Raw genomic sequence first — 22,029 nt, 5'->3', positions numbered from 1 at the left:
TCCTGCGCAGATTACTTGGTCAGCGCTGGCTTGTTCTGAATATCGGTCAATACACCCGCGCTGTTAAAGGTCAGCGTCAGGGTTTGCTGGGTGATATTTTCATGACCAGGTTGCTGGCGGAACACATAGAACCACGTCTGAGTACCGAACGGGTCCTGCAACATTGGGGTTCCCAATGTATAAGCGACCTGTTGCTGGGTCATACCTTTTTGGATTTTAGCTACGTCGGTTGACGTCAGGTAGTTCCCTTGGTTGATGTCAGGCCGGTAAACCACCTTCTCAAAAGTAGAACAGCCTGCAGTCAGCATCACAAGAACCACAGCGGCGGCAGTCAGCGTTTTACAGCGCATAGTAATCACATTCCTTTAGGGCATAGGATGCCGATGATAATAGACCTTGCAGCAGTTGGAAACCTTTACAGGGCCCCAATATGACCTCAGGAAAGTAAAAAAGTTGAGCTTTTCTATGCAGCAAGCAGTTCTTTTGCGTTTGCCAGGGTGTTTCGGGTGACTTCACTGCCGCCGAGAAGGCGCGCCAATTCTTGCAAACGGGCACGTTTATCCAGGGGTGACATCTGTGTTTCGGTTTCGGTGCCGTCGGTCTGTTTGCTGACAAACAGATGCTGATGCCCACAACCTGCCACCTGCGGCAAGTGAGTAACGCACATCACCTGGGTTGATTCCCCCAACTGGCGCAGCAGGCGGCCGACGATGGCGGCGGTTGGGCCGCTGATACCTACGTCCACTTCGTCGAAAATCAGCGCCGGTGTTTCCATCTTGCGGGCGGTAATCACCTGGATTGCCAGCGCGATGCGCGACAGTTCGCCGCCAGAGGCTACTTTCGCCAAGGCCTGCAGCGGTTGGCCCGGGTTGGTGGAAACGCAGAACTCGGTACGGGTCGCGCCTTCAGCACTCAAATATTGCGGCTCGAAGCAAACATCGATATTGAATTTGCCGTGTGGCATGGAAAGCGCCTGCATGCTGTCGGTAATCAACGTAGTCAGTTCGGCGGCATAATGCTGGCGCTTCTGATGAAGTTGCTCTGCCAGCAACAGCGCTTGCTGATGATGCAGCGTGACCGCCTCGGCCAGGTGTTCGTGGTCGTTTTCTTGCTGTGATAACAGTTGTTGTTCATCCAGCATTTGCTGGTGCAACTGTGGCAGTTCCTCTGGCGCGACGTGGTGTTTACGCGCCAGGTTAATTTGGCGCGACAGGCGCTGTTCCAGTTCTTGCAGGCGGTTTGGATCCAAATCCATGCGATCGGCATAGTGGCGCAGTTCATCGCTGGCCTCACTGATTTGGATTGACGCCTCTTCCAGCATATCCAGCAGGCCACTGAGCTTTTCATCCATACTGACCAGCTCAACCAGCAGGTGTTTGGCGGTGTAGAGCTGGCTCAGCATATTGTTTTCTTCGCTATCAGCCAATAATTGCAGGGTTTGCTGGCTGATAGTCAGCAACTGGCCGCTGTTGGCCAGGCGTTTGAATTCGGTATCGATTTGTTCAAACTCACCGGCCTGCGGCGCAAACTCGTTCAGCTCTTTCAATTGGTATTGCAGCAGCTGTTTGCGTGCGTCACGCTCGATGGACTGTTGCTGATGGTGAGCCAGTTCACGACAGCTTTGATGCCAGCGCTGGTAAGCCTGCTGCATTTGCACCAGCAGGGCCGGTTCGTCGGCGTAGGCGTCGAGCAGTTGTTTTTGGTGCTCAGGCTTGAGCAGTAACTGGTGGGCATGCTGGCCGTGGATTTGAATCAGGCGCTGGCCGAGTTCGCGCAGTTGCGAAAGCGGTACGGCGGTACCGTTGATAAAGCCACGTGAGCGGCCGTCGGCGTTGATCACCCGGCGCAGCAGGCACTCATTGCTGTCGTCCAACTGGTTTTGCTCGAGCCACTGTCTTGCAGACGGAGTGTCCGCTAGTGAGAAGCGGGCGCAGATATCGGCACGGGCGGCTCCCAATCGAACGACATTACCGTCGGCGCGATTACCGAGGCACAGCCCCAGCGCGTCGATGGCGATCGATTTGCCGGCGCCGGTTTCACCGGTAATCGCCGTCATACCCGGTTGAAAATCAATTTCCAACTCACGAACGATAGCAAAATTGCTGATGGTCAATTGCGCCAGCATGGGAACCTTCCTGTGTATAAACACATAACTGTAGTTTCATACAGTATAGACTGGTTTTATATACAGTAAAGAGGCTGGCGCAGTTTTTAGAATAATTTTTTTGACCAGCCCAGCTTGGTGCTTAACGTGTTGAAATAGCTGTAGTCCTTTGGATGAATAAGATTCAAATGGAAATCACTACGGCGTATCAATACCTCTTCACCTTCCTGGATCGGCAACGCGATTTGGCTGTCGCAGCTGATTTCCAGATCGCTGCCAATTTGCGAAAACTTCAGCCGAATGGTGCTGTTGCCGTTGATCACCAATGGGCGAGCCGAAAGGGTGTGCGGGAACATCGGCACCAGCGCGATGGCCTCCAGCGAAGGCGTCAGGATCGGCCCACCGGCAGAGAGTGAGTAGGCGGTCGAACCGGTCGGGGTGGCGATGATCAGGCCGTCAGAGCGTTGCGAGAAGGCGAAACGATCGTCGATATACACTTCGAACTCAATCATGTGCGCCACTTTACCGGGGTGCAACACCACTTCGTTGATCGCGGTGCTGATGCGGCACTGCTGGTTCTCTTTGTGTACGATGGTTTCCAGCAGGAAGCGCTGTTCATCGATGTATTCGCCTTCCAGCACGTCGGCCAATTGCTGCAATGCGTTGTCAGGATCAAGATCGGTCAGGAAGCCGAGATTACCGCGGTTAACACCGATCACTTTAATGTCGTAGCGTGCCAGCACGCGTGCAGCGCCCAGCATATTACCGTCGCCGCCGACCACCACGGCCAGGTCGGCCTTTTGGCCAATCTCTGCCAGGCTACCGGTCACGGCGTCTTGCAGCCCCAAATCCTTGGCTATCTGCCGTTCAACCATCACTGAATAGCCTCGGGCGACCAACCAGTGAAATAACATCTCATGCGTTGCCAGCGCCGAAGGGTGACGCGGGTGGCCAACAATGCCAATACAGGCGAATTTTTTATTCATTGTTGTGATTTTCCTCACCGGGACCAGTTTATGCCCCACATTGTGACCGGTTGACTTGAAACCCCGGTTTTGATCCCCATAATAAGCCAAGTTGCGAGATTAATGCTAAAACGCGGAGATATTCATGAGTAGTAAAGAACAGAAGACGCCAAACGAGCAAGTCTCGGAAGAAATGGAACAGCAGGAAGTCTTGCCGGAAGCGGCTGAGGGCGTCGATCTGCGGGATGAGCGCATTGCTGAGCTGGAAGCTCAACTGGCCGAAGCCCAGCAGCATGAACGCGACAGCCTGCTGCGTGCCAAAGCGGAAATGGAAAACGTCCGTCGCCGCACCGAGCTGGATATTGAAAAAGCGCACAAATTTGCTCTGGAGAAATTCTCCGGTGACCTGCTGCCGGTGCTTGATAACCTGGAGCGTGCGTTGGATCTGGCGGATAAAAACAATCCGGAACTGACGGCGATGATCGAAGGTATCGAACTGACGCTGAAGTCCCTGCAGGACGTCGTGCGTAAGTACGGTATCGAAATCGTTGGCGACACTAACGTGCCGTTCAACCCGGAAGTGCACCAGGCGATGAGCCTGATGGAATCTGCCGAGCACCAGCCAAATCACGTAATGATGGTGATGCAGAAAGGCTATACGCTGAATGGTCGTCTGCTGCGCCCGGCGATGGTTGCGGTTTCCAAAGCCAAGGCTTAAGCGAAATTATGACTAGTCCTGGCATAGGTTGACACTTTGATGCCTGTAAAACGCCTGATGCACTGCATCGGGCGTTTTGTATTTCAGCGACTGCTGAGGGCGCTCTCTGTTGTAAATATCTATCGATTCTTTCACCATCTTTCTTGCCTGTTCCAGATCTGCCGGGCGTGACAGCAAAAACTCCGTCTTCAGTATTCCGTTCACCCTTTCCGCCAATGCGTTCTGATAGCAGTCATAGCCATCTGTCATTGAGCAGATTAGCCCGTATCTTTCATGGACTGCCTGGTAACTTGCTGAACAATATTGTATTCCACGGTCTGAGTGATGGATTAGCGGCTGGGTCGTTTTTCTCAGCTTTAAGGCCTGTTTTAGAGCCTGCACGACATTATCAGTACGCAGATCACTGTGCACATGATGACCCATAATTCTCCTTGAGCAGACATCCGTTATCAGGCTCAGGTAGACCATGCCACTCCGGGTTGGCAGATAAGTAATATCCGCCACCCAGACCTGTTCTGGCCGCCTTACCACCACCTGTTCCGGCCCCGCCTTTAATAAATTGGGATGTCGCCGAAAACGGTGATGACTGTCCGTTGTTTTATGGTACGCCCGTCTGACAGGAACCAATAGCCTGCGTTCCTTTAGCAGGGAGAACAACCGGTCACGTCCGATATGTAATCCATCATCTGATTGTTTATTCAGCAGATAATGCAACTTACGGGTTCCGATACGCGCCTGACGAACTCTTATTGTTTTAACAAAATCGACGATCCGGACGTCACGACTCCGCAGCTTACTGAGCCGTGTATTGTGTTGATACCAGGCCTGTCGGCTGTGCCCCAGGAACAGGCAGACCCGGGTAATGGTTATTTTTTTGGTCTGTTTTTGCGTGAGGACTTGCCTGGCCGCTTTTTTATGACGCTGATCCCATAGTCATTTTTCAGCACGTTAACGACGGCATCCAGGAACTCAGCTTTCTGGGTGACCAGCTCAAGCTGTTCTTCAAGTTCCCTGATCCTTTGTTCAGGTGTTAAAGGGAGGACAGGTTGATTCATGGGGAGCTCCCGGTTGGCGAGATGGGGAAGACCCGGAGCCCAGTTAAGGTGGCCATGCTTTCGCAACCAGGTCAGAACGGTCGAACGTCCCTGAATACCATAGCGCAGTTGAGCCTGTTTGTAGGTCATTTCGCCTTTTTCAACCTGCTCAACAACAGCAATTTTAAAAGACAAAGGATAGTCACGTTGTGTGCGTTTAAACTCAGCCATTATCACGTTCTCCGGATTTAAGGCGAAAACGTGTCAACGCTATTCAGGACGGGTCATTAAGTAAAGAAAAGGCACCTCCGGGTGCCTTTTTTGCGTCTGAATCAGGCCTGCGGCAGTTGCGGCAACCAGTCGATAGGCTTTAGCCCCTGTTGTTCCAACAGCTGGTTGGCCTGCGAGAAGTGACGGCAGCCGAGGAAACCACGGTGGGCGGAAAGCGGCGAAGGGTGCGGCGCTTTCAACACGTGGTGACGGTTGCTGTCGATAAAGTTGCCTTTCTTCTGGGCATGCGCGCCCCACAGCAGGAACACCACACCTTCGCGATTTTCATTCAATGCGGCGATCACCTTGTCGGTAAAGGTCTCCCAGCCCAGCTTGGCATGAGAGTGCGCCTGGCCGCCTTCAACGGTCAACACCGTGTTCAGCAGCAGCACGCCCTGTTCTGCCCAGCTTTGCAGGCAGCCGTGGCTGGGGCGCTCAAAACCCGGGATATCCGTTGCCAGCTCTTTATACATATTCACCAGCGAAGGGGGCGCAGGCACGCCAGGGAGCACCGAGAAAGACAGACCGTGAGCCTGATTCGGGCCGTGATAGGGATCCTGACCGAGGATCACCACTTTCACGTCTGCCAGTTCGGTATAACGAAAGGCGTTGAACACGTCTTTTTGTGGTGGGTAAATGGTCTTACCAGCTTGGCGTTCAGCGGCAACAAAGGCAAGCGTTTCATGAAAATAGGGCTGCTCTTTCTCCTTGCCGATGACATCATGCCAGGTGAGGGAGGTGGACATAAACGCTCTCCTTTGTTTTCGTTAACAATTCACTGGGCATAGCTTACCGTTTAGCTCCACACAGTGAAACCCGCTTTTATCCTGGCGTTATCGCGACAGATGCAAAAATTGTTGATAATTTACAAAAATAATTGCGAAGTGCTTTGTGGGGAAAATTGACATAAAACATAAACTTGCCCCTTGTCGCCGTGTGGGTACCCCGTGAAAATTGACTTTAATCAAAGAATTGCCCCGGCCAGACTGGTATACAGAACAACAAGACAACAATGGTTTTACCAAATGGCCGAAACCAGGATTGGTTTTTTCTCGAAGTAGAATTTTTCGCCCTTGTACGGAGGCAACAAAATGATTACTGGTATTCAAATCACTAAAGCGAACGACCAGGCGCTACTGAACTCTTTCTGGCTGCTGGATGATGAAACATCCGAAGCCCGCTGCGTTTGCGCTAAAGCCAAATACACAGAAGACCAGGTCGTACCGGTCAGCGATCTGGGCCAGATCGAGTACCGTGAAGTGCCGCTGGAAATGCAATCTACCGTGCGCGTGGAAGGTGGGCAGCACCTGAACGTGAACGTACTGCGTCGTGAGACGCTGGAAGATGCGGTTAAGCACCCAGAAAAATACCCGCAATTGACCATTCGTGTGTCCGGCTATGCGGTGCGTTTCAACTCGCTGACGCCAGAACAACAACGTGACGTGATTACACGTACCTTTACAGAAAGCCTGTAATTACCCGCGTGGTTAATAAGGGAGCTTCGGCTCCCTTTTTTATTGCTGTACTCGCCAGAAACTGAACCCGGATCACATTCCTCGCAAAGATAATCGCCCGAATTACAGAACTGCTCCGACCTGCCGATAGCTAAAGCAGCACCCATTGGGGTGCGGCATAGATAAGTCTATCGACAAGGAGTCGGCATGAGTATGTCTTTGAGTTTTACCTCTGCGGTGAGTTCCGCGGCCATCCAGCCCCCAGTGGCGCGCGCGTTGCCCGAACCACCGAGTTCACCTCAGCTCACAGAAACCCCACCGACCAAGGCACCGGCGTCCACGCTTTCCACTAACAGCCTGAATGCGCAGCACCTGCTGAATACGCTGGTGAGCGATATGTCGGCCGCTGCACCGGTGGCTGCTAATCAGGGCGTGACGCGTGGGCAACAGTCCCAGCAAGGGGACTATACCCTGGCGTTATTGGCTAAAGACGTTTACAGCATCACCGGCCAGGGTGTTGACGGATTTAGCCGGTTGAGCGACAGCGCCTTGCTCGGCGCAGGCATTGATCCCGCCAGCCTGCATGACTCGGCATCGGGTTTTCAGGCCGGCATTTACAGCGATAATCAGCAATATGTATTGGCCTTCGCGGGTACCAATGATATGCGCGACTGGTTGAGCAATGTGCGGCAGGCAACCGGTTATGATGATGTGCAGTACAATCAGGCGGTCGCGGTTGCCAAAAGCGCCAAGGCGGCGTTTGGTGATGCGTTGGTGATTGCCGGGCATTCGTTAGGGGGTGGCCTGGCGGCAACGGCGGCGCTGGCGACCGGCACGGTGGCGGTCACCTTTAACGCTGCGGGCGTGTCCGATTACACGCTGAACCGTATGGGGATCGATCCGGCAGCGGCGAAACAGGATGCGCAAGCCGGAGGCATCCGCCGTTACAGCGAGCAATACGACATGCTGACCGGCACGCAGGAATCCACTTCGCTGATCCCGGACGCTATCGGGCATAAAATCACGTTGGCCAATAACGACACTCTGAGCGGCATTGACGACTGGCGGCCAAGCAAACATGTGGATCGCAGCCTGACCGCGCACGGTATCGATAAGGTGATCGGTTCGATGGCGGAGCAAAAGCCCTGGGAGGCGAAAGCCAATGCCTGACAGGCGACGAGTACGGCAGGCGTTAATTATCGCCATGCTGTTGCTGACGGCGATCGCCGGTTTGCTGATGATGGCTAAGGAACAACAGATGAATCAGGATATCTCTCCGTTCAACGGACACGGCAATGCGGCGCTGGCTCAGGCGGTGGCGCGCGGTGATGTGCAGAGTATTGCCGAACATGCCACCCAAGGGCGACTGCGCGAGCAGGGCGACCGTCAGGTCACTTTGCTGCAATGGGCGATACTGTCGCAGCAACCGTCAAGTCTGGGCTCACTGCTAGAGCTGGGGGCCGATGCCGCCACGCCGGGGCTGGATGGCAACAGCGCACTGCATACCGCCGCGGCGGTGCAGGATCCGCAGTATTTGCGGCTGTTGCTGGAGCAGGGTGTAGCGGTTAACCCGCGTAATGCGGTGACCGGTGCCACGCCGCTGGCGGCTGCGGTGTTGGCGGGGCGAGAGGAGCAACTGCGGCTGCTGTTGGTCTCTGGGGCGGATGTTACGCTGAGCGATCGGCTGGGGGATACACCTTTGCACGTAGCGGCAAAAATCAATGCACCGCAATTGGCGTTGATGCTATTGCAGGCCGGGGCCGATGCCAAAGCCCGCAACCAGCAGGGAGTGACCTTCCAGTTCTATTTCTCACAGACCCCGACGTCGTTGCAAAGTGAAGAAATGCGCGATCGTTACCGTCAACTGAATGCCTGGCTGAAAGCCCATCAGCAGGCGACGCATTACGTGCAGCCGTAACGGGCATAAAAAAACCGCCTTCAGGTCAATGGAGGCGGTTTTTATTCACTACGGCAGCATTATTTCGCGCCATTGCCCTCAGGCTTGGCCTTTGGCTGGCGGCGTTTGCCGACGTTTTTCGCATCGCGATGGCGCACTTTCACCTTGGCTTTTTCTTTGTTCTTTTCTTTGTCGACAGCGCGCTTGGCTATCACCTTCTTGGAAGGTTTGCCGTTGCTTTTTTCGCTTGGCACTTTGGTTGATGGACGCAGCTCTTCGATCACCCGCGCTTTCAGCGGCTCGTTCAGGTAACGGCCCACTTTGCCCAACAGCAGGTGGTCGTGTGCCTCAACCAGCGAGATGGCGGTGCCTTTGCGTCCGGCACGACCGGTACGGCCGATGCGGTGCAGGTAGGTATCCGCAGTGCGCGGCATGTCGAAGTTGAACACGTGGGTGATATCCAGGATATCCAGACCACGAGCGGCAACGTCGGTAGCGACCAGCACGTTGACCCGGCCGTCCATCATGCGTTTTACCGCTTCGTTACGCTTGGCCTGCACCATTTCACCTTCGAGGTAACAGGTGTTGATGCCCGCCTCGCGCAGCCAGGCTGCCAGTTCATGCACGCGCTCACGCTTACGCACGAAGATCACGGATTTCTGCACGTCCGGTTGCTGCAGCAAATGCACCAACAGGGCGGTTTTGTGCACTACGTCGTCTGCACGGTAGTACCACTGCAGGATCTTTTTGCGCTCGCGGCGTGACGGGTCAGCTTCGACTTCTACCGGCTCTTTCAGAATGCGTTCGGCGAATTCGCGGATGGCATCGCCTTCCAGCGTCGCGGAGAACAGCAGGGTCTGGTTACGCCAGCGGGTCTCGGCAGAAATCGTTTCGATGTCCTGCGCGAAGCCCATATCGAGCATACGGTCGGCTTCATCGAGGATCAGCGTTTCTACCGCGCGGCAGTCGAAGTTTTCTTCTTTAATGTACTGCAGCAGACGACCGGTAGTGGCAACGACCACGTCCTGGTTTTCGCTGAAGACTTCTGCGTGGTTCATATAAGCGACGCCACCGGTGATGGTAGCGATATCCAGCGAAGTATGAGCAGCCAGTTCACGTGCCTGATCGGCTACCTGCATCGCCAGCTCGCGTGTCGGGGTCAGGATCAGTACGCGCGGTGGGCCGGACTTCTTGCGTGGGAAGTCGAGCAGATGTTGCAATACCGGCAGCAAAAATGCAGCGGTCTTGCCGGTGCCGGTCGGCGCCGAACCCAATACGTCGCGCCCATCCATCGCAGGCGGGATCGCCTCGGCTTGAATGGCGGTTGGGCGTTCGTAGCCTTTATCGCGCAGGGCGTTTATCAGGCGTTCATCGAGTTCGAGCTCGGAAAAATTGGTTACTGTCATGGTCTACCTCTACTTGGGGCGCCGATTATAGACGGGTTGGCCGCGTTCTTCACCTATTTAAGCGGAAAGCATGTCTTTTCCCAAAAATCAGATTGCCTTATGCTACGCGAGTTTTGTATTCAGGTGGTTATTGTGAGCACTCAATCGAAAGCGAATTTTACTCCGCGTCGCGGCGGTTTTACCTTCAAACAATTTTTTGTTGCCCACGACCGCTGTGCAATGAAAGTGGGCACCGACGGCGTGTTGCTCGGCGCATGGGCACCCTTGGCGCAGGCGCAACGAATGCTGGATATCGGCAGCGGCAGCGGATTGATCGCGCTGATGCTGGCGCAGCGGTCGGCCGAGAACGTGCTGATCGACGCGGTGGAACTGGACGAGGCCGCTGCCGCACAGGCACGTGACAACGTGCAGGAATCCCCCTGGCCGCAGCGCATTCAGGTCCACGCACAGGACATTCATCATTTTGCCCAGCATCATGCCGGTGAATATGATTTGATCGTCAGTAACCCGCCGTATTTCGAGCCGGCGGTTGCCTGCCGTGACCAGGCGCGCCACAACGCACGCTATACCGAAACCCTGACCCACGATGCTCTGTTGGCCAGTGCGGAGCAGTTGATCGCACCAAAGGGGACATTTTGCGTAGTGCTGCCCCATGACATTGGTGGCGCTTTCGAAAGCAATGCACAGCTACGTGGCTGGCATACTGCGCAGCGGCTGAATGTCAGCGATCGCGCGGATACGCCAATGCATCGGATATTATTGGCCCTGACGCGTCAGCCCGCCGAACAAGAAACCGAACAGAAGCTGGCTATCAAGTTGGACGATGGCAGTTACACCGATGATTTCCGCCGTCTGATTACCGATTTTTACCTGTTCTACTGAAATGAACAGGGCACCTTTATGGGTGCCCTGACGGTATCATTATGGTTGCAGGATGGTCGGTAGCGCTTCCGGCAGCAAATCCGGGTAGTCCAGCGTGTAGTGCAACCCGCGGCTTTCTTTACGCTCCATGGCGCTGCGGACGATTAATTCTGCCACCTGCACCAAATTACGCAGTTCCAACAGGTTGTTGGAGATGCGGAAGTTGGCGTAGTACTCGTCAATTTCTGCCTGCAACGTATTGATGCGGCGTAGTGCGCGCTCCAGCCGTTTGGTGGTACGCACGATCCCCACGTAGTCCCACATGAACAGCCGTAGCTCATGCCAGTTGTGCTGGATCACCACTCGTTCATCGGCGTCGTCCACCCGGCTTTCATCCCACTGCGGTAGCTGTTTGGCCAGCTTGATAAACGGCAGACGCGTCATGATGTCTTCTGCCGCCGACCAGCCATAAACCAGGCATTCCAGCAGTGAGTTTGACGCCATGCGGTTGGCCCCGTGCAGGCCGGTGTAGCTAACCTCGCCAATGGCGTATAGCCCGTCGAGATCGGTGCGACCGTGCTGATCGACCATCACGCCGCCACAGGTATAGTGCGCTGCGGGGACGATAGGGATCGGCTGGCTTGTCAGGTCAAAGCCCAGCGTCAGCAGTTTTTCATGGATCATCGGGAAATGCTGGGTAATGAATTCGGCTGGCTTATGGCTGATGTCCAGATACATGCAGTCCGCACCCAGACGCTTCATTTCATGGTCGATGGCGCGTGCCACGACGTCTCGCGGTGCCAGTTCGCCGCGTGGGTCAAAATCGGGCATAAAGCGGCTGCCGTCCGGGCGCTTCAGATAAGCCCCTTCACCGCGTAACGCTTCGGTCAGCAGGAAGTTACGTGCCTGCGGGTGGAACAGGCAGGTCGGGTGGAACTGGTTGAATTCAAGGTTGGCGACCCGGCAACCGGCGCGCCAGGCCATGGCGATGCCGTCTCCGGAAGAGATATCCGGGTTGGTGGTGTATTGATACACCTTGGCCGCACCACCGGTCGCCAGCACGACCGTTTTGGCGCGGTAAGTTTCTACCTGCTCCCGTTCGCGGTTCCAGACATAGGCGCCGACCACGCGACGGGTGCCCGGCAGGCCAATTTTGTTTGAGGTGATCAGATCGACCGCATTACGGCGTTCCATCACGCAAATATTCGGGTGGTTGCTTGCTTTCCCAACCAGGGTGGTCTCTACTTCTTTGCCAGTAGCATCGGCCGCATGCAGGATACGGCGATGGCTGTGCCCGCCTTCCCGCGTCAGGTGGTAATGTGCCTCGCCCTGAGCGTTGACCTCGGTGTCGAACAAGACCCCCTGATCGATCAACCACTGCACGCAGTGGCGAGCATTGCCGGCGATAAACTCAACGGCGTCTTTGTCGCACAGGCCGGCTCCGGCAATCAAAGTGTCATCAACGTGTGAGGCAATGCTGTCCGTTTCATCGAAAACCGCGGCGATCCCGCCTTGGGCATAAAAGGTGGCGCCTTCGTTGAGTGGCCCCTTGCTGAGTACGGTAACCTTGCAATGCTGCGCCAGGCGCAACGCCAGTGACAGGCCGGCAGCACCGCTGCCGACGATCAGTACATCGCTAACATGTTCAGATGATGGTTGCATAGCGTATGATGTGTGCAGAAGAAGAGTGAATTTCATGTTAGCCTAATTGTCCGGGCAAAAGCCACGGATGGGTGACATCAACATAAAAAACAATGGCAATACGGAACTTCGTGTTCTGTATGAACTCCAAGCGAGTGCTTGCTCAGGAAAATAATGTATGGCTGGCAGTACAATTTTACGCGTGGAGACGGATTTGGGGAGAGTTTACCTCGGATGAGCGAGCAGTTAACGGATCAAGTTCTGGTTGAGCGGGTCCAAAAGGGCGATCAGAAATCGTTTAACTTACTGGTGATTCGTTACCAGCATAAAGTGGCGAGTCTCGTTTCCCGGTATGTACCGCAGGGCGATGTGCCGGATGTGGTACAGGAGTCGTTTATTAAAGCCTATCGCGCACTGGAATCATTCCGTGGGGATAGCGCTTTCTATACCTGGTTGTATCGAATTGCTGTGAATACGGCAAAAAATTATTTGGTGGCTCAGGGCCGTCGTCCGCCATCCAGCGATGTGGATGCCAACGATGCCGAAAATTACGAAAGTGCGGGCGCACTGAAAGAAATTTCGAACCCTGAGAACTTAATGTTGTCAGAAGAACTGAGACAGATAGTTTTCCGTACCATTGAGTCTCTCCCTGAGGATCTTCGCATGGCGATTACCCTGCGGGAGTTGGATGGTCTAAGCTACGAAGAAATAGCTGCCATCATGGATTGCCCGGTCGGAACCGTACGTTCGCGTATTTTCCGCGCCAGGGAGGCTATCGATAATAAAGTTCAACCGCTGATTCAACGTTAGCAATGGCGAACACAGGAAGGGTACTTAGGCATGCAGAAAGAAAAGCTTTCCGCTCTGATGGATGGAGAATCGCTCGACAGCGAGCTACTGAGTTCATTGTCTAAAGACAGGGCGCTTCAACAAAGCTGGCAGAGCTATCACCTGATACGTGACACACTACGGGGTGATATCGGACAAGTCATGCATCTCGATATCGCAGATCGTGTTGCTGCTGCACTTGAGAAAGAACCTGCACGTCTGGTTCCTTCTGCAGTTCCGGAATCTCAGCCGCAACCGCACACCTGGCAGAAGATGCCGTTCTGGCACAAAGTCCGCCCTTGGGCGAGCCAGATCACTCAGATTGGTATGGCGGCCTGCGTGTCGCTGGCGGTGATTGTAGGCGTACAGCAATACAATCAACCGGCTGCACAATCTGGCGCTGCTGAATCACCGGCGTTCAATACCCTGCCGATCATGGGGCAGGCGTCACCGGTTAGCCTTGGCGTGCCGGCAGACAGTTTCTCCACTGGCAGCGGTCAACAGCAGCAGGTGCAGGAACAACGCAAACGTATTAACGCTATGCTGCAAGATTATGAGTTGCAACGTCGTTTGCATTCTGATCAGTTGCAGCTTGAGCAAAGCACCCCACAACAGGCTGCCGTTCAGGTACCCGGAACTCAGTCTTTAGGAATGCAACAGCAGTAATGAAGCAACTTTGGTTCTCCGTCTGTCTATTGACGGGCAGCCTGCTCTACTCAAACATCGCCCCGGCGCAGCCCTCTGCGTCCGGGGCGTTGTTACAACAGATGAGCAGTGCCAGCCGTTCACTCAATTATGAACTCGCCTATATCAGCATCAGCAAGCAGGGGATCGAATCGCTGCGCTACCGCCACGCGATGATCGACCAGCAGCCGCTCGGCCAATTACTGCATATGGACGGCCCACGCCGTGAAGTACTGCAGCGCGGCGGGGGTATCAGCTATTTCGAACCCGGTCTGGAGCCCTTCACGCTGTCTGGCGATCACATCGTCGATGCGTTGCCGGCCATTGTTTATGCTGATTTTGACCGCCTGGCGAAATATTACGATTTCATCTCCGTCGGCAGCACCCGCATTTCCGATCGTCCCTGCGAAGTGATCCGCGTGGTGGCTCGCGATGGTTCACGCTATAGCTATATTGTCTGGATGGATGAAGCCACCAAGCTGCCGCTGAGGGTGGATTTGATCGACCGCGACGGCGAAACGCTGGAGCAATACCGGGTGATTTCGTTCGTGGTCGGGCCGCAGGTGCAAAGTGCAATGGAGGGGCTGATCAAGGCTAGCCTGCCACCGTTGTTGTCGCTTCCTGCAGTGGATAAAATCAAGCTGAGCTGGAGCACGGGCTGGTTACCGGCTGGGGTGGATGAAATTGCACGTAATCGCCGCAAACTGCCGAACGTGACTGAGCCTGTTGAATCGCGGCTCTACAGCGATGGTCTGTTCAGCTTCTCGGTTAACGTCAGCCCTGCGGGCAGCGGTGCCGGTCAGCAGTATTATCGTCAGGGGCGTCGCACTATCCAGACCGAAGTCCGTAACGGCAATGAGATCACTATCGTTGGCGAATTGCCGCCGGCGACGGCTAAACGAATTGCTGACAGTATTTCCTTCAAGGTGCCACCACAATGATGAAAGAGTGGGCCACGGTTGTTTCGTGGCAACAAGGTGTTGCGCTGCTGCGCTGTGAGCCGAAAGCAGGATGTGGCAGTTGTACGGCCCGTTCTGGCTGTGGCGCACGCGCGTTGAATGAGCTGGTGCCGGAAACCGAACACCAACTGCAGGTGCGTATTGAGCAGCCGCTCGAGCCGGGCCAGCGGGTTGAGGTGGGTATTGCTGAAGGCAGCCTATTGCGTTCAGCCATGCTGGTTTATCTGACGCCGCTGCTGGGCATGATGCTGGGGGGCAGCCTGTTGCAATATTGGCTGGGCACCGATGCATCTGCCGCGCTGGGCGCACTGCTTGGCGGGGTTGCGGCCTTTATGCTGGCACGCAGTCTGGCACATCGTCTCGGTGAACAGGCGAATTACCAACCCATCGTTCTGCAAATTGGTTTACCGCCTGGGGCCATGCGCCTGCAGACGGAAAACTCACCTCAGCTTTAAAACTGCTGCCGCGTCATCGCCGGGTTATGGTAGGCGGTGATGCGGGTGTAGATCATATGTTCCAGCAGCGCGATAAACAGATCGGCGCTGAGCAGCGAAAAATATCCGATGGTAAATAACGCATTGCCCTGATTATCCAACAGGCGAATAGTGCCGCGCTGCGGATTATTTTCCAGTTCGCGGATCTGCTCAATCGGGATAGATCCCTGTGCCGTGATCAGTGCCGTTGAGCTCAGACTCAGTGTTTGGGTTGACGGCCGTTTCCGCTGTCCAGGCAGTAATTGATTCAGCCAGCGAGCGCCGCAGCTGAGGTAGTGAAACGACAGCATTTCCCCCTGATACAGCGCATTTAAGGCTTGCGGCCCACGCTGTTGGATCTGCTGAGCGATAATGGTATCTGCCAGCCGCCAGGAATGGGAAACATTGCTGAATACCGGGCACCAGGGCTGTTCAACCGAGGTGCGAAAAGCCATCACATCGAATACCCCACCAAACAGACGCCCACCGCGAAAACGATAAATATCACCGATTTTTTCAAAGGGGATAAATCGTTCTTTATGACTATGCGGGTTAATCACCCGAACACCGTGCTCGTACAGGCGATAGGTCAACGTTGGCCGCAGACAATGGCGCAGCGCCAGCAGAATGCAGTCGAGTACAATAGTTGCTGCGCCGGTTTGCAGTAAGGTCAGTACCTCATTTTCATCCATGTTGCTCAGTAGTGGCAGTAACAGCAGTGCCGCACCGAGAGTTAACAACAGCGCTGCCGCTGCCAGAATGCCCCAATTGACCTTTGAAAAATCGTGCCGGCTCAGCATTGGCCCTTTATCGATCATTTTGCACCTTCCAATCAATACGCAGAGATAGGCTGATGAACCCCGGTGGGCATGCCGATGTAGTGCCCTGAATTATGTTTTATCGCGGTGTTCACCCACATTTCTATAGAAGCAGCCGGTCAGCGTATATCGGGTTTTTCCTAAAGCCTGGGGAGTGAAGTGCAATTCTAAGATGTTGATCCAGATATTATTTTATCCAGAATTAGGAGGGGGTTTATTGCGTTATTGGCGGTTATGTATTAACGCCCGATCCCGCAGGCGGCAGGTGAGGGGATAGGGGAAGGAAAGGTTGTCATAACTGACCGTTTTGACTGCGTTGGGTTTTGTTAACATCTGCTTTCATAACCCGGAGCGCCCTGTAACATTAAAGTGTACATAATAGAATGCCTTCACTGCACCGATCGCTAGGTTTTCAGTGTTGTGGCATGTAGAATGCAGCGATTCAGGCGCAAGACGGCCGAACCCATTCACTGTCGCTTTAGGTCCATGCGGGTTTCTATAGGCGAGTAATTCAGAAATACCAAGGCAGAAAAACTTTTATAATGAAGCATATACGAAATTTCTCCATTATTGCCCACATTGACCACGGTAAGTCGACGCTGTCCGACCGTATTATCCAAATTTGCGGTGGCTTGTCCGAACGTGAAATGGCCGCACAGGTGCTCGATTCTATGGATCTTGAGCGCGAGCGCGGCATCACCATTAAAGCGCAAAGCGTGACGCTGGATTATAAGGCGCAGGATGGCCAAACCTACCAGCTCAACTTTATCGACACGCCTGGACACGTTGACTTCTCCTACGAAGTTTCCCGTTCACTGGCCGCCTGTGAAGGCGCACTGCTGGTGGTCGATGCCGGGCAGGGCGTAGAAGCCCAGACGCTGGCTAACTGCTACACCGCACTGGATATGAATCTGGAAGTGGTGCCGGTACTGAACAAAATTGACTTGCCAGCTGCCGATCCCGATCGCGCTGCGCAGGAAATTGAAGATATCGTTGGCATCGACGCTACCGATGCGGTGCGTTGCTCGGCCAAAACCGGCGTCGGCGTGCCAGAAGTGCTCGAACGCCTGGTGCGTGATATTCCGAGCCCGGCAGGCGATCCGGAAGCGCCACTGCAGGCACTGATCATCGACTCCTGGTTCGATAACTACCTGGGTGTCGTTTCCCTGGTGCGCGTTAAGAACGGCACCATGCGCAAGGGCGACAAGATCAAGGTCATGAGCACCGGCCAAACCTATAATGCCGATCGCCTGGGCATCTTTACCCCGAAACGTGTCGATCGCGACGTGTTGAACTGTGGTGAAGTAGGCTGGTTGGTCTGTGCAATTAAAGACATCCTTGGCGCACCGGTGGGCGATACCCTGACACTGGCTCGCCAACCGGCTGACAAAGCCTTGCCGGGCTTCAAAAAAGTGAAGCCGCAGGTTTATGCGGGCCTGTTCCCGATCAGCTCCGACGACTATGAATCCTTCCGTGACGCGCTGGGCAAACTGAGCCTGAACGACGCCTCCCTGTTCTACGAGCCAGAGAGCTCCACCGCGTTGGGCTTCGGCTTCCGCTGTGGCTTCCTCGGCCTGCTGCACATGGAGATCATTCAGGAGCGTCTGGAGCGTGAATACGATCTGGAATTGATCACCACCGCGCCAACGGTAGTGTATGAAGTGGAAACCACCAGCAAAGAGACTATCTACGTTGATAGCCCATCCAAGCTGCCGCCACTGAATAACATCGAAGAGCTGCGTGAACCGATCGCCGAATGTCACATGCTGATGCCGCAGGAGTTCCTGGGTAACGTGATCACCCTGTGTATCGAGAAACGTGGTGTGCAGACCAACATGGTTTACCACGGTAACCAGGTTGCGCTGACCTACGAAATCCCGATGGCGGAAGTGGTGCTCGACTTCTTCGACCGTCTGAAATCCACCTCGCGTGGTTATGCGTCACTGGATTACAACTTCAAACGCTTCCAGACCTCTGACATGGTGCGTGTCGACGTGCTGATCAACAACGAGCGCGTGGATGCGCTGGCGCTGATCACTCACCGCGACAACTCGCAGTACCGTGGCCGTGAGCTGGTAGAGAAGATGAAAGAGCTGATCCCACGTCAGCAGTTCGATATTGCCATTCAGGCCGCTATCGGAACCCATATCATCGCGCGTGCGACGGTGAAACAGCTGCGTAAAAACGTTCTGGCGAAATGCTATGGCGGTGACGTCAGCCGTAAGAAGAAGCTGCTGCAGAAACAGAAAGACGGTAAGAAACGCATGAAGCAGGTCGGTAACGTAGAGCTGCCGCAAGAAGCGTTCCTGGCCATTCTGCACGTTGGCAAGGACAAGTAAGTAACAGCGATAGAGTCGCGTAACTAGGGAGTTTGCATGGCGAATATGTTTGCCCTGATCCTGGCACTGGCCACATTGGTTACCGGGATCATCTGGGCCTTTGAGCGCTTCAGATGGGCGCCGGCCCGCCAAGCCAAGATTGCGGCGGTGAATGCACAGACTGCGGGCGCTGTAGACGATAAAACGCTGGCAAAAGTGGCGAAACAACCGGGTTGGATTGAAACCGGCGCGTCGGTTTTCCCGGTATTGTTGCTGGTCTTCGTGGTGCGTTCGTTTATTTACGAACCTTTCCAGATCCCGTCCGGTTCTATGATGCCGACGTTGTTGATTGGCGATTTTATTCTGGTGGAGAAATATGCCTACGGCATTAAAGATCCTATTACCCAGACCACGCTAATTGAAACCGGTCATCCGAAACGCGGTGATATTGCGGTATTTAAATATCCGCTGGATCCGAAACTGGATTATATCAAGCGTGTGATTGGCCTGCCGGGCGACCGTGTGAGTTATGATCCGATCAATAAGCGTGTGACCGTTCAGCCTTCGTGTAACAGCGGGCAGTCATGCGATACCGCATTGGCCGTGACTTACAACGATGCGCAGCCAAGCGACTTTGTCCAGTTGTTCAGCCGCAGCGGCATGGGCGAAGCCAGCAACGGTTTCTACCAAATCCCGTTGAGCGAAAACGTGCCGCAGGGTGGCATCCGTCTGCGTGAACGCCAGGAAAGTCTGGGTAATGTTTCTCACCATATTCTGACCGTGCCGGGCACGCAGGATCAGGTGGGCGCTTATTACCAGCAGCCGGGTAAACAGTTGGCGGAGTGGGTTGTGCCAGCGGGTCATTACTTCATGATGGGTGATAACCGCGACAACAGCGCCGACAGCCGTTATTGGGGCTTCGTACCAGAGAAAAATCTGGTTGGTAAGGCCACGGCTATCTGGATGAGTTTTGAAAAGCAGGAAGGCGAATGGCCTACCGGCGTAAGATTTAGCCGCATCGGTGGAATTCATTAATCCGGCGTCTATTAACGCAGCATTATATTTCCACTCGTTGTAGAATACCGGCTCGAGCGATAAAAAGTTGGCTCCCTGTTGGGGGCCACTGCAAACGAAACAGCTTTGGATTGGCTTTCAGCGAAGCAGGCCTGTTCCGTATGCTGCAAGTTTTTGACGCATTCTTGATCTATTGGTAACTCATGAATCCCATCGTAATAAATAGGCTGCAGCGGAAGCTGGGCTACACTTTTCAACAGCAGGAGCTCTTACTGCAAGCGTTAACTCACCGTAGCGCCAGCAGTAAACACAATGAACGTCTTGAGTTTCTGGGTGACTCCATTCTCAGTTTTGTCATCGCCAATGCGCTGTTCCAGCGTTTCCCTCGCGTAGACGAGGGCGATATGAGCCGTATGCGCGCCACGCTGGTGCGCGGTAATACGCTGGCGGAGATGGGACGTGAGTTCGATCTGGGCGAATGTCTGCGTCTCGGCCCGGGTGAGCTGAAAAGTGGTGGATTCCGCCGCGAATCAATCCTGGCGGATACGGTGGAAGCCTTAATTGGCGGTGTGTTCCTGGACAGTGATATCCAAACTGTTGAACGACTGATTTTGGACTGGTATCGCAGCCGGTTGGACGAAATCAGCCCCGGTGATAAGCAGAAAGACCCAAAAACCCGTTTGCAGGAGTTTTTACAGGGTCGTCATCTGCCGTTACCTTCTTATCTGGTGGTGCAGGTTCGCGGTGAGGCGCACGATCAGGAGTTTACTATCCACTGTCAGGTGAGTGGTTTGAGCGAACCCGTAGTGGGAACCGGCTCAAGCCGCCGTAAAGCCGAACAAGCGGCAGCGGAACAAGCGTTAATAAAGCTGGAGCTTGAATGAGCGAAGAAAAACAATACTGTGGTTTTATTGCGATAGTCGGTCGTCCCAACGTGGGCAAATCCACGTTGCTGAACCAACTGCTGGGGCAAAAAGTCTCTATCACCTCGCGTAAACCACAGACGACCCGTCACCGCATTATGGGTATCGATACCGATGGCGCCTATCAGGCCATCTACGTCGACACCCCGGGTCTGCATATCGAAGAAAAGCGCGCCATCAACCGTTTGATGAACCGTGCGGCCAGCAGCTCAATCGGCGACGTCGAGCTGGTGATCTTCGTGGTAGAAGGCACTAACTGGACTGCCGATGATGAAATGGTGGTCAACAAGCTGCGCAACCTGAAAAGTCCGGTCCTGCTGGCGATCAACAAGGTCGACAACGTTACCGACAAATCCAAGCTGTTACCGCACATTGCGTTCCTCAGCCAGCAGATGAATTTCCTCGACGTGGTGCCAATTTCTGCCGAAAAAGGCATGAACGTGGACACTATCGCGGCTATCGCGCGCAAGGTGCTGCCGGAAGCGGAACACCACTTCCCGGACGATTACATCACCGACCGTTCCCAGCGCTTTATGGCGTCGGAAATCATCCGTGAAAAGCTGATGCGTTTCCTGGGTGAAGAACTGCCTTACTCGGTGACGGTTGAGATCGAACAATTTGTGCCGAATGAGCGCGGTGGTTACAACGTGCACGGGTTGATCCTGGTTGAGCGCGAAGGCCAGAAAAAAATGGTCATCGGCAACAAGGGCTCGAAGATCAAAACCATCGGTATCGAAGCCCGTCAGGATATGGAACAGATGTTTGAAACCAAAGTGCATCTGGAACTGTGGGTGAAAGTGAAATCGGGCTGGGCGGACGACGAACGTGCGTTGCGTAGTCTGGGCTATACCGACGACCTGAAATAAACTATCCAATGGACGGCTGGGAGCGCGCTTTCGTCCTGCATGGACGACCGTACAGTGAAACCAGCCTGATGCTGGATATGTTTACCGAAGGTCATGGGCGGGTGCGTTTGCTGGCAAAAGGCGCGCGCAGCCGCCGTTCCAATCTAAAGGGTTGCCTGCAACCCTTTACTCCCCTGCTGGTGCGCTGGGGCGGTCGTGGCGAAGTCAAAACGCTGCGCAACGCCGAAGCGGTCTCCCTCGGTTTACCCCTCAGCGGCATGATGCTGTACAGCGGCCTGTACGTGAATGAACTGCTGTCACGGGTGCTGGAGCAGGAAGCCAACTACTCGGTATTATTCTTCGATTATCTGCAATGTTTGCAGGCGCTGGCGGCAGAAGATGTTTCGCCGGAACAGGCGCTGCGACAGTTCGAATTGGCCTTGCTGAATCACCTGGGCTACGGCCTGGACTTCCTGCACTGCGCTGGCAGCGGCCTGCCGGTAGATGACGGCATGACCTATCGTTACCGCGAAGAAAAAGGCTTTATCGCCAGTCTGGTGGTTGATCATTACAGCTTTACCGGCCGCGAGTTGCGCGCATTGGCGGAGCGCCAGTTTCCCGATGTGCACACCTTACGTGCAGCCAAACGTTTTACCCGCATGGCGCTCAAACCTTACCTGGGCGGTAAACCGCTGAAGAGCCGCGAGCTGTTTCGTCAGTTTGTCCGCAAACAGCCGGATTCGCCGGTCGACGACGCCTGACCTTTTCCCCTTTTGCAGCACTGTCCCCGCGTGTAAACTACGGCCACTGAAAATCG

The 22,029-nt window shown here is 54.6% G+C and carries 22 protein-coding genes; 14 read left to right on the top strand and 8 right to left on the bottom strand.

What is annotated here, in order from left to right; genetic code table 11:
• Nucleotides 1-11 precede the first annotated feature (11 nt).
• The 3 genes from bamE to nadK form a co-directional block, all read right to left on the bottom strand.
• The gene (gene bamE / locus NHG65_RS20135) at nucleotides 12-350 is read right to left on the bottom strand and encodes an outer membrane protein assembly factor BamE (RefSeq protein ID WP_012146393.1); all 339 of its coding nucleotides are present in this window, start codon (nucleotides 348-350) and stop codon (nucleotides 12-14) included.
• Between the two features lie 113 nt (nucleotides 351-463).
• Nucleotides 464-2,125 (bottom strand): DNA repair protein RecN, encoded by a 1,662-nt coding sequence (gene recN / locus NHG65_RS20130; protein ID WP_499182590.1) that lies wholly within the window; start codon nucleotides 2,123-2,125, stop codon nucleotides 464-466.
• An 86-nt stretch (nucleotides 2,126-2,211) separates the two neighbouring features.
• Entirely contained in the window at nucleotides 2,212-3,090 is an 879-nt protein-coding gene (gene nadK, locus NHG65_RS20125) for an NAD(+) kinase (RefSeq protein ID WP_085118374.1), read from the bottom strand.
• 124 nt (nucleotides 3,091-3,214) lie between these two features.
• Here nadK and grpE point away from each other — a divergent pair, with 124 nt between their 5' ends.
• Nucleotides 3,215-3,787, top strand: a complete 573-nt coding sequence (gene grpE / locus NHG65_RS20120; protein ID WP_261417018.1) for a nucleotide exchange factor GrpE — start codon at nucleotides 3,215-3,217, stop codon at nucleotides 3,785-3,787.
• Between the two features lie 12 nt (nucleotides 3,788-3,799).
• Here grpE and NHG65_RS20115 read toward each other — a convergent pair.
• A protein-coding gene (locus NHG65_RS20115; RefSeq protein WP_499182589.1) for an IS3 family transposase occupies nucleotides 3,800-5,052 on the bottom strand; the annotation gives its coding sequence in 2 pieces (ribosomal slippage) (nucleotides 3,800-4,704 and nucleotides 4,704-5,052; 1,254 coding nt in all).
• 101 nt (nucleotides 5,053-5,153) lie between these two features.
• Nucleotides 5,154-5,837 (bottom strand): uracil-DNA glycosylase, encoded by a 684-nt coding sequence (ung, locus tag NHG65_RS20110; protein WP_112348575.1) that lies wholly within the window; start codon nucleotides 5,835-5,837, stop codon nucleotides 5,154-5,156.
• 345 nt (nucleotides 5,838-6,182) lie between these two features.
• Between ung and grcA the strand changes: the two genes are divergently transcribed.
• From grcA to NHG65_RS20095, 3 genes are all read left to right on the top strand, one after another.
• Entirely contained in the window at nucleotides 6,183-6,566 is a 384-nt protein-coding gene (grcA, locus tag NHG65_RS20105; RefSeq protein WP_085118371.1) for an autonomous glycyl radical cofactor GrcA, read from the top strand.
• A gap of 186 nt (nucleotides 6,567-6,752) precedes the next feature.
• Nucleotides 6,753-7,715, top strand: a complete 963-nt coding sequence (locus NHG65_RS20100) for a Tle-like phospholipase domain-containing protein (protein WP_099062713.1) — start codon at nucleotides 6,753-6,755, stop codon at nucleotides 7,713-7,715.
• Nucleotides 7,708-8,463 carry an ankyrin repeat domain-containing protein gene (locus NHG65_RS20095; protein WP_207979557.1) on the top strand — a complete coding sequence of 252 codons (756 nt, stop codon included), beginning with the start codon at nucleotides 7,708-7,710 and terminating at the stop codon, nucleotides 8,461-8,463. Before NHG65_RS20100 ends, NHG65_RS20095 begins: the two co-directional genes overlap by 8 nt.
• A gap of 59 nt (nucleotides 8,464-8,522) precedes the next feature.
• Here NHG65_RS20095 and srmB read toward each other — a convergent pair whose 3' ends face one another.
• Nucleotides 8,523-9,848, bottom strand: coding sequence for an ATP-dependent RNA helicase SrmB (gene srmB / locus NHG65_RS20090; protein WP_099062711.1), 1,326 nt, complete (start codon nucleotides 9,846-9,848; stop codon nucleotides 8,523-8,525).
• A 99-nt stretch (nucleotides 9,849-9,947) separates the two neighbouring features.
• Here srmB and trmN point away from each other — a divergent pair, with 99 nt between their 5' ends.
• Nucleotides 9,948-10,730, top strand: a complete 783-nt coding sequence (gene trmN / locus NHG65_RS20085; RefSeq protein WP_099062710.1) for a tRNA(1)(Val) (adenine(37)-N(6))-methyltransferase TrmN — start codon at nucleotides 9,948-9,950, stop codon at nucleotides 10,728-10,730.
• 39 nt (nucleotides 10,731-10,769) lie between these two features.
• Here the strand turns inward: trmN and nadB are convergent, their stop codons facing one another.
• The gene (gene nadB, locus NHG65_RS20080; protein WP_170925066.1) at nucleotides 10,770-12,371 is read right to left on the bottom strand and encodes an L-aspartate oxidase; all 1,602 of its coding nucleotides are present in this window, start codon (nucleotides 12,369-12,371) and stop codon (nucleotides 10,770-10,772) included.
• Nucleotides 12,372-12,584: 213 nt separating this feature from the next.
• Between nadB and rpoE the strand changes: the two genes are divergently transcribed.
• The 4 genes from rpoE to rseC are packed head-to-tail and all read left to right on the top strand — an operon-like array spanning nucleotide 12,585 to nucleotide 15,276.
• Entirely contained in the window at nucleotides 12,585-13,160 is a 576-nt protein-coding gene (gene rpoE, locus NHG65_RS20075; protein ID WP_012146382.1) for an RNA polymerase sigma factor RpoE, read from the top strand.
• A gap of 30 nt (nucleotides 13,161-13,190) precedes the next feature.
• Entirely contained in the window at nucleotides 13,191-13,844 is a 654-nt protein-coding gene (rseA, locus tag NHG65_RS20070) for an anti-sigma-E factor RseA (RefSeq protein WP_012146381.1), read from the top strand.
• Complete coding sequence (gene rseB, locus NHG65_RS20065) at nucleotides 13,844-14,803, top strand: sigma-E factor regulatory protein RseB (protein ID WP_099062707.1); 960 nt, start codon at nucleotides 13,844-13,846, stop codon at nucleotides 14,801-14,803. The genes rseA and rseB overlap by 1 nt, the downstream gene beginning before the upstream one ends.
• Nucleotides 14,800-15,276, top strand: coding sequence for a SoxR-reducing system protein RseC (gene rseC, locus NHG65_RS20060; RefSeq protein WP_099062706.1), 477 nt, complete (start codon nucleotides 14,800-14,802; stop codon nucleotides 15,274-15,276). Before rseB ends, rseC begins: the two co-directional genes overlap by 4 nt.
• Here rseC and NHG65_RS20055 read toward each other — a convergent pair.
• Nucleotides 15,273-16,112 carry a hypothetical protein gene (locus tag NHG65_RS20055; RefSeq protein WP_499182588.1) on the bottom strand — a complete coding sequence of 280 codons (840 nt, stop codon included), beginning with the start codon at nucleotides 16,110-16,112 and terminating at the stop codon, nucleotides 15,273-15,275. The two genes, rseC and NHG65_RS20055, sit on opposite strands and share 4 nt — an antisense overlap.
• A 542-nt stretch (nucleotides 16,113-16,654) precedes the next feature.
• On the opposite strand from NHG65_RS20055, the gene lepA reads away from it, so the two are divergent.
• From lepA to recO, 5 genes are all read left to right on the top strand, one after another.
• On the top strand, nucleotides 16,655-18,451 hold the full coding sequence (gene lepA, locus NHG65_RS20050; RefSeq protein ID WP_112348584.1) for a translation elongation factor 4: 1,797 nt from the start codon (nucleotides 16,655-16,657) through the stop codon (nucleotides 18,449-18,451).
• 36 nt (nucleotides 18,452-18,487) lie between these two features.
• Nucleotides 18,488-19,465, top strand: coding sequence for a signal peptidase I (gene lepB, locus NHG65_RS20045; RefSeq protein ID WP_099062703.1), 978 nt, complete (start codon nucleotides 18,488-18,490; stop codon nucleotides 19,463-19,465).
• 182 nt (nucleotides 19,466-19,647) lie between these two features.
• The gene (gene rnc, locus NHG65_RS20040) at nucleotides 19,648-20,328 is read left to right on the top strand and encodes a ribonuclease III (protein WP_012146375.1); all 681 of its coding nucleotides are present in this window, start codon (nucleotides 19,648-19,650) and stop codon (nucleotides 20,326-20,328) included.
• Nucleotides 20,325-21,233 carry a GTPase Era gene (era, locus tag NHG65_RS20035; RefSeq protein ID WP_085118353.1) on the top strand — a complete coding sequence of 303 codons (909 nt, stop codon included), beginning with the start codon at nucleotides 20,325-20,327 and terminating at the stop codon, nucleotides 21,231-21,233. Before rnc ends, era begins: the two co-directional genes overlap by 4 nt.
• Nucleotides 21,234-21,241: 8 nt before the next feature.
• Complete coding sequence (gene recO / locus NHG65_RS20030) at nucleotides 21,242-21,973, top strand: DNA repair protein RecO (RefSeq protein WP_099062702.1); 732 nt, start codon at nucleotides 21,242-21,244, stop codon at nucleotides 21,971-21,973.
• The last annotated feature ends 56 nt before the right edge of the window (nucleotides 21,974-22,029 follow it).

Source organism: Serratia myotis (assembly GCF_027474885.1).
Lineage (GTDB): Bacteria > Pseudomonadota > Gammaproteobacteria > Enterobacterales > Enterobacteriaceae > Serratia > Serratia proteamaculans.
Note: the sequence above shows the minus strand (reverse complement) of the source record. Positions and strands in the feature narration are given on the sequence as shown.

What these genes read in the sequence shown, in the direction of transcription:
- rpoE (WP_012146382.1), top strand. Translation starts at nt 12,585, where the DNA reads ATGAGCGAGCAGTTAACGGATCAAGTTCTGGTTGAGCGGGTCCAAAAG.
- trmN (WP_099062710.1), top strand. Translation starts at nt 9,948, where the DNA reads ATGCTACGCGAGTTTTGTATTCAGGTGGTTATTGTGAGCACTCAATCG.
- nadK (WP_085118374.1), bottom strand. Translation starts at nt 3,090, where the DNA reads ATGAATAAAAAATTCGCCTGTATTGGCATTGTTGGCCACCCGCGTCAC.
- srmB (WP_099062711.1), bottom strand. Translation starts at nt 9,848, where the DNA reads ATGACAGTAACCAATTTTTCCGAGCTCGAACTCGATGAACGCCTGATA.
- NHG65_RS20055 (WP_499182588.1), bottom strand. Translation starts at nt 16,112, where the DNA reads ATGATCGATAAAGGGCCAATGCTGAGCCGGCACGATTTTTCAAAGGTC.
- NHG65_RS20095 (WP_207979557.1), top strand. Translation starts at nt 7,708, where the DNA reads ATGCCTGACAGGCGACGAGTACGGCAGGCGTTAATTATCGCCATGCTG.
- rseA (WP_012146381.1), top strand. Translation starts at nt 13,191, where the DNA reads ATGCAGAAAGAAAAGCTTTCCGCTCTGATGGATGGAGAATCGCTCGAC.
- rnc (WP_012146375.1), top strand. Translation starts at nt 19,648, where the DNA reads ATGAATCCCATCGTAATAAATAGGCTGCAGCGGAAGCTGGGCTACACT.
- rseC (WP_099062706.1), top strand. Translation starts at nt 14,800, where the DNA reads ATGATGAAAGAGTGGGCCACGGTTGTTTCGTGGCAACAAGGTGTTGCG.
- nadB (WP_170925066.1), bottom strand. Translation starts at nt 12,371, where the DNA reads ATGCAACCATCATCTGAACATGTTAGCGATGTACTGATCGTCGGCAGC.
- recO (WP_099062702.1), top strand. Translation starts at nt 21,242, where the DNA reads ATGGACGGCTGGGAGCGCGCTTTCGTCCTGCATGGACGACCGTACAGT.
- lepA (WP_112348584.1), top strand. Translation starts at nt 16,655, where the DNA reads ATGAAGCATATACGAAATTTCTCCATTATTGCCCACATTGACCACGGT.
- recN (WP_499182590.1), bottom strand. Translation starts at nt 2,125, where the DNA reads ATGCTGGCGCAATTGACCATCAGCAATTTTGCTATCGTTCGTGAGTTG.
- grcA (WP_085118371.1), top strand. Translation starts at nt 6,183, where the DNA reads ATGATTACTGGTATTCAAATCACTAAAGCGAACGACCAGGCGCTACTG.
- lepB (WP_099062703.1), top strand. Translation starts at nt 18,488, where the DNA reads ATGGCGAATATGTTTGCCCTGATCCTGGCACTGGCCACATTGGTTACC.
- ung (WP_112348575.1), bottom strand. Translation starts at nt 5,837, where the DNA reads ATGTCCACCTCCCTCACCTGGCATGATGTCATCGGCAAGGAGAAAGAG.
- grpE (WP_261417018.1), top strand. Translation starts at nt 3,215, where the DNA reads ATGAGTAGTAAAGAACAGAAGACGCCAAACGAGCAAGTCTCGGAAGAA.
- bamE (WP_012146393.1), bottom strand. Translation starts at nt 350, where the DNA reads ATGCGCTGTAAAACGCTGACTGCCGCCGCTGTGGTTCTTGTGATGCTG.
- rseB (WP_099062707.1), top strand. Translation starts at nt 13,844, where the DNA reads ATGAAGCAACTTTGGTTCTCCGTCTGTCTATTGACGGGCAGCCTGCTC.
- NHG65_RS20100 (WP_099062713.1), top strand. Translation starts at nt 6,753, where the DNA reads ATGAGTATGTCTTTGAGTTTTACCTCTGCGGTGAGTTCCGCGGCCATC.
- era (WP_085118353.1), top strand. Translation starts at nt 20,325, where the DNA reads ATGAGCGAAGAAAAACAATACTGTGGTTTTATTGCGATAGTCGGTCGT.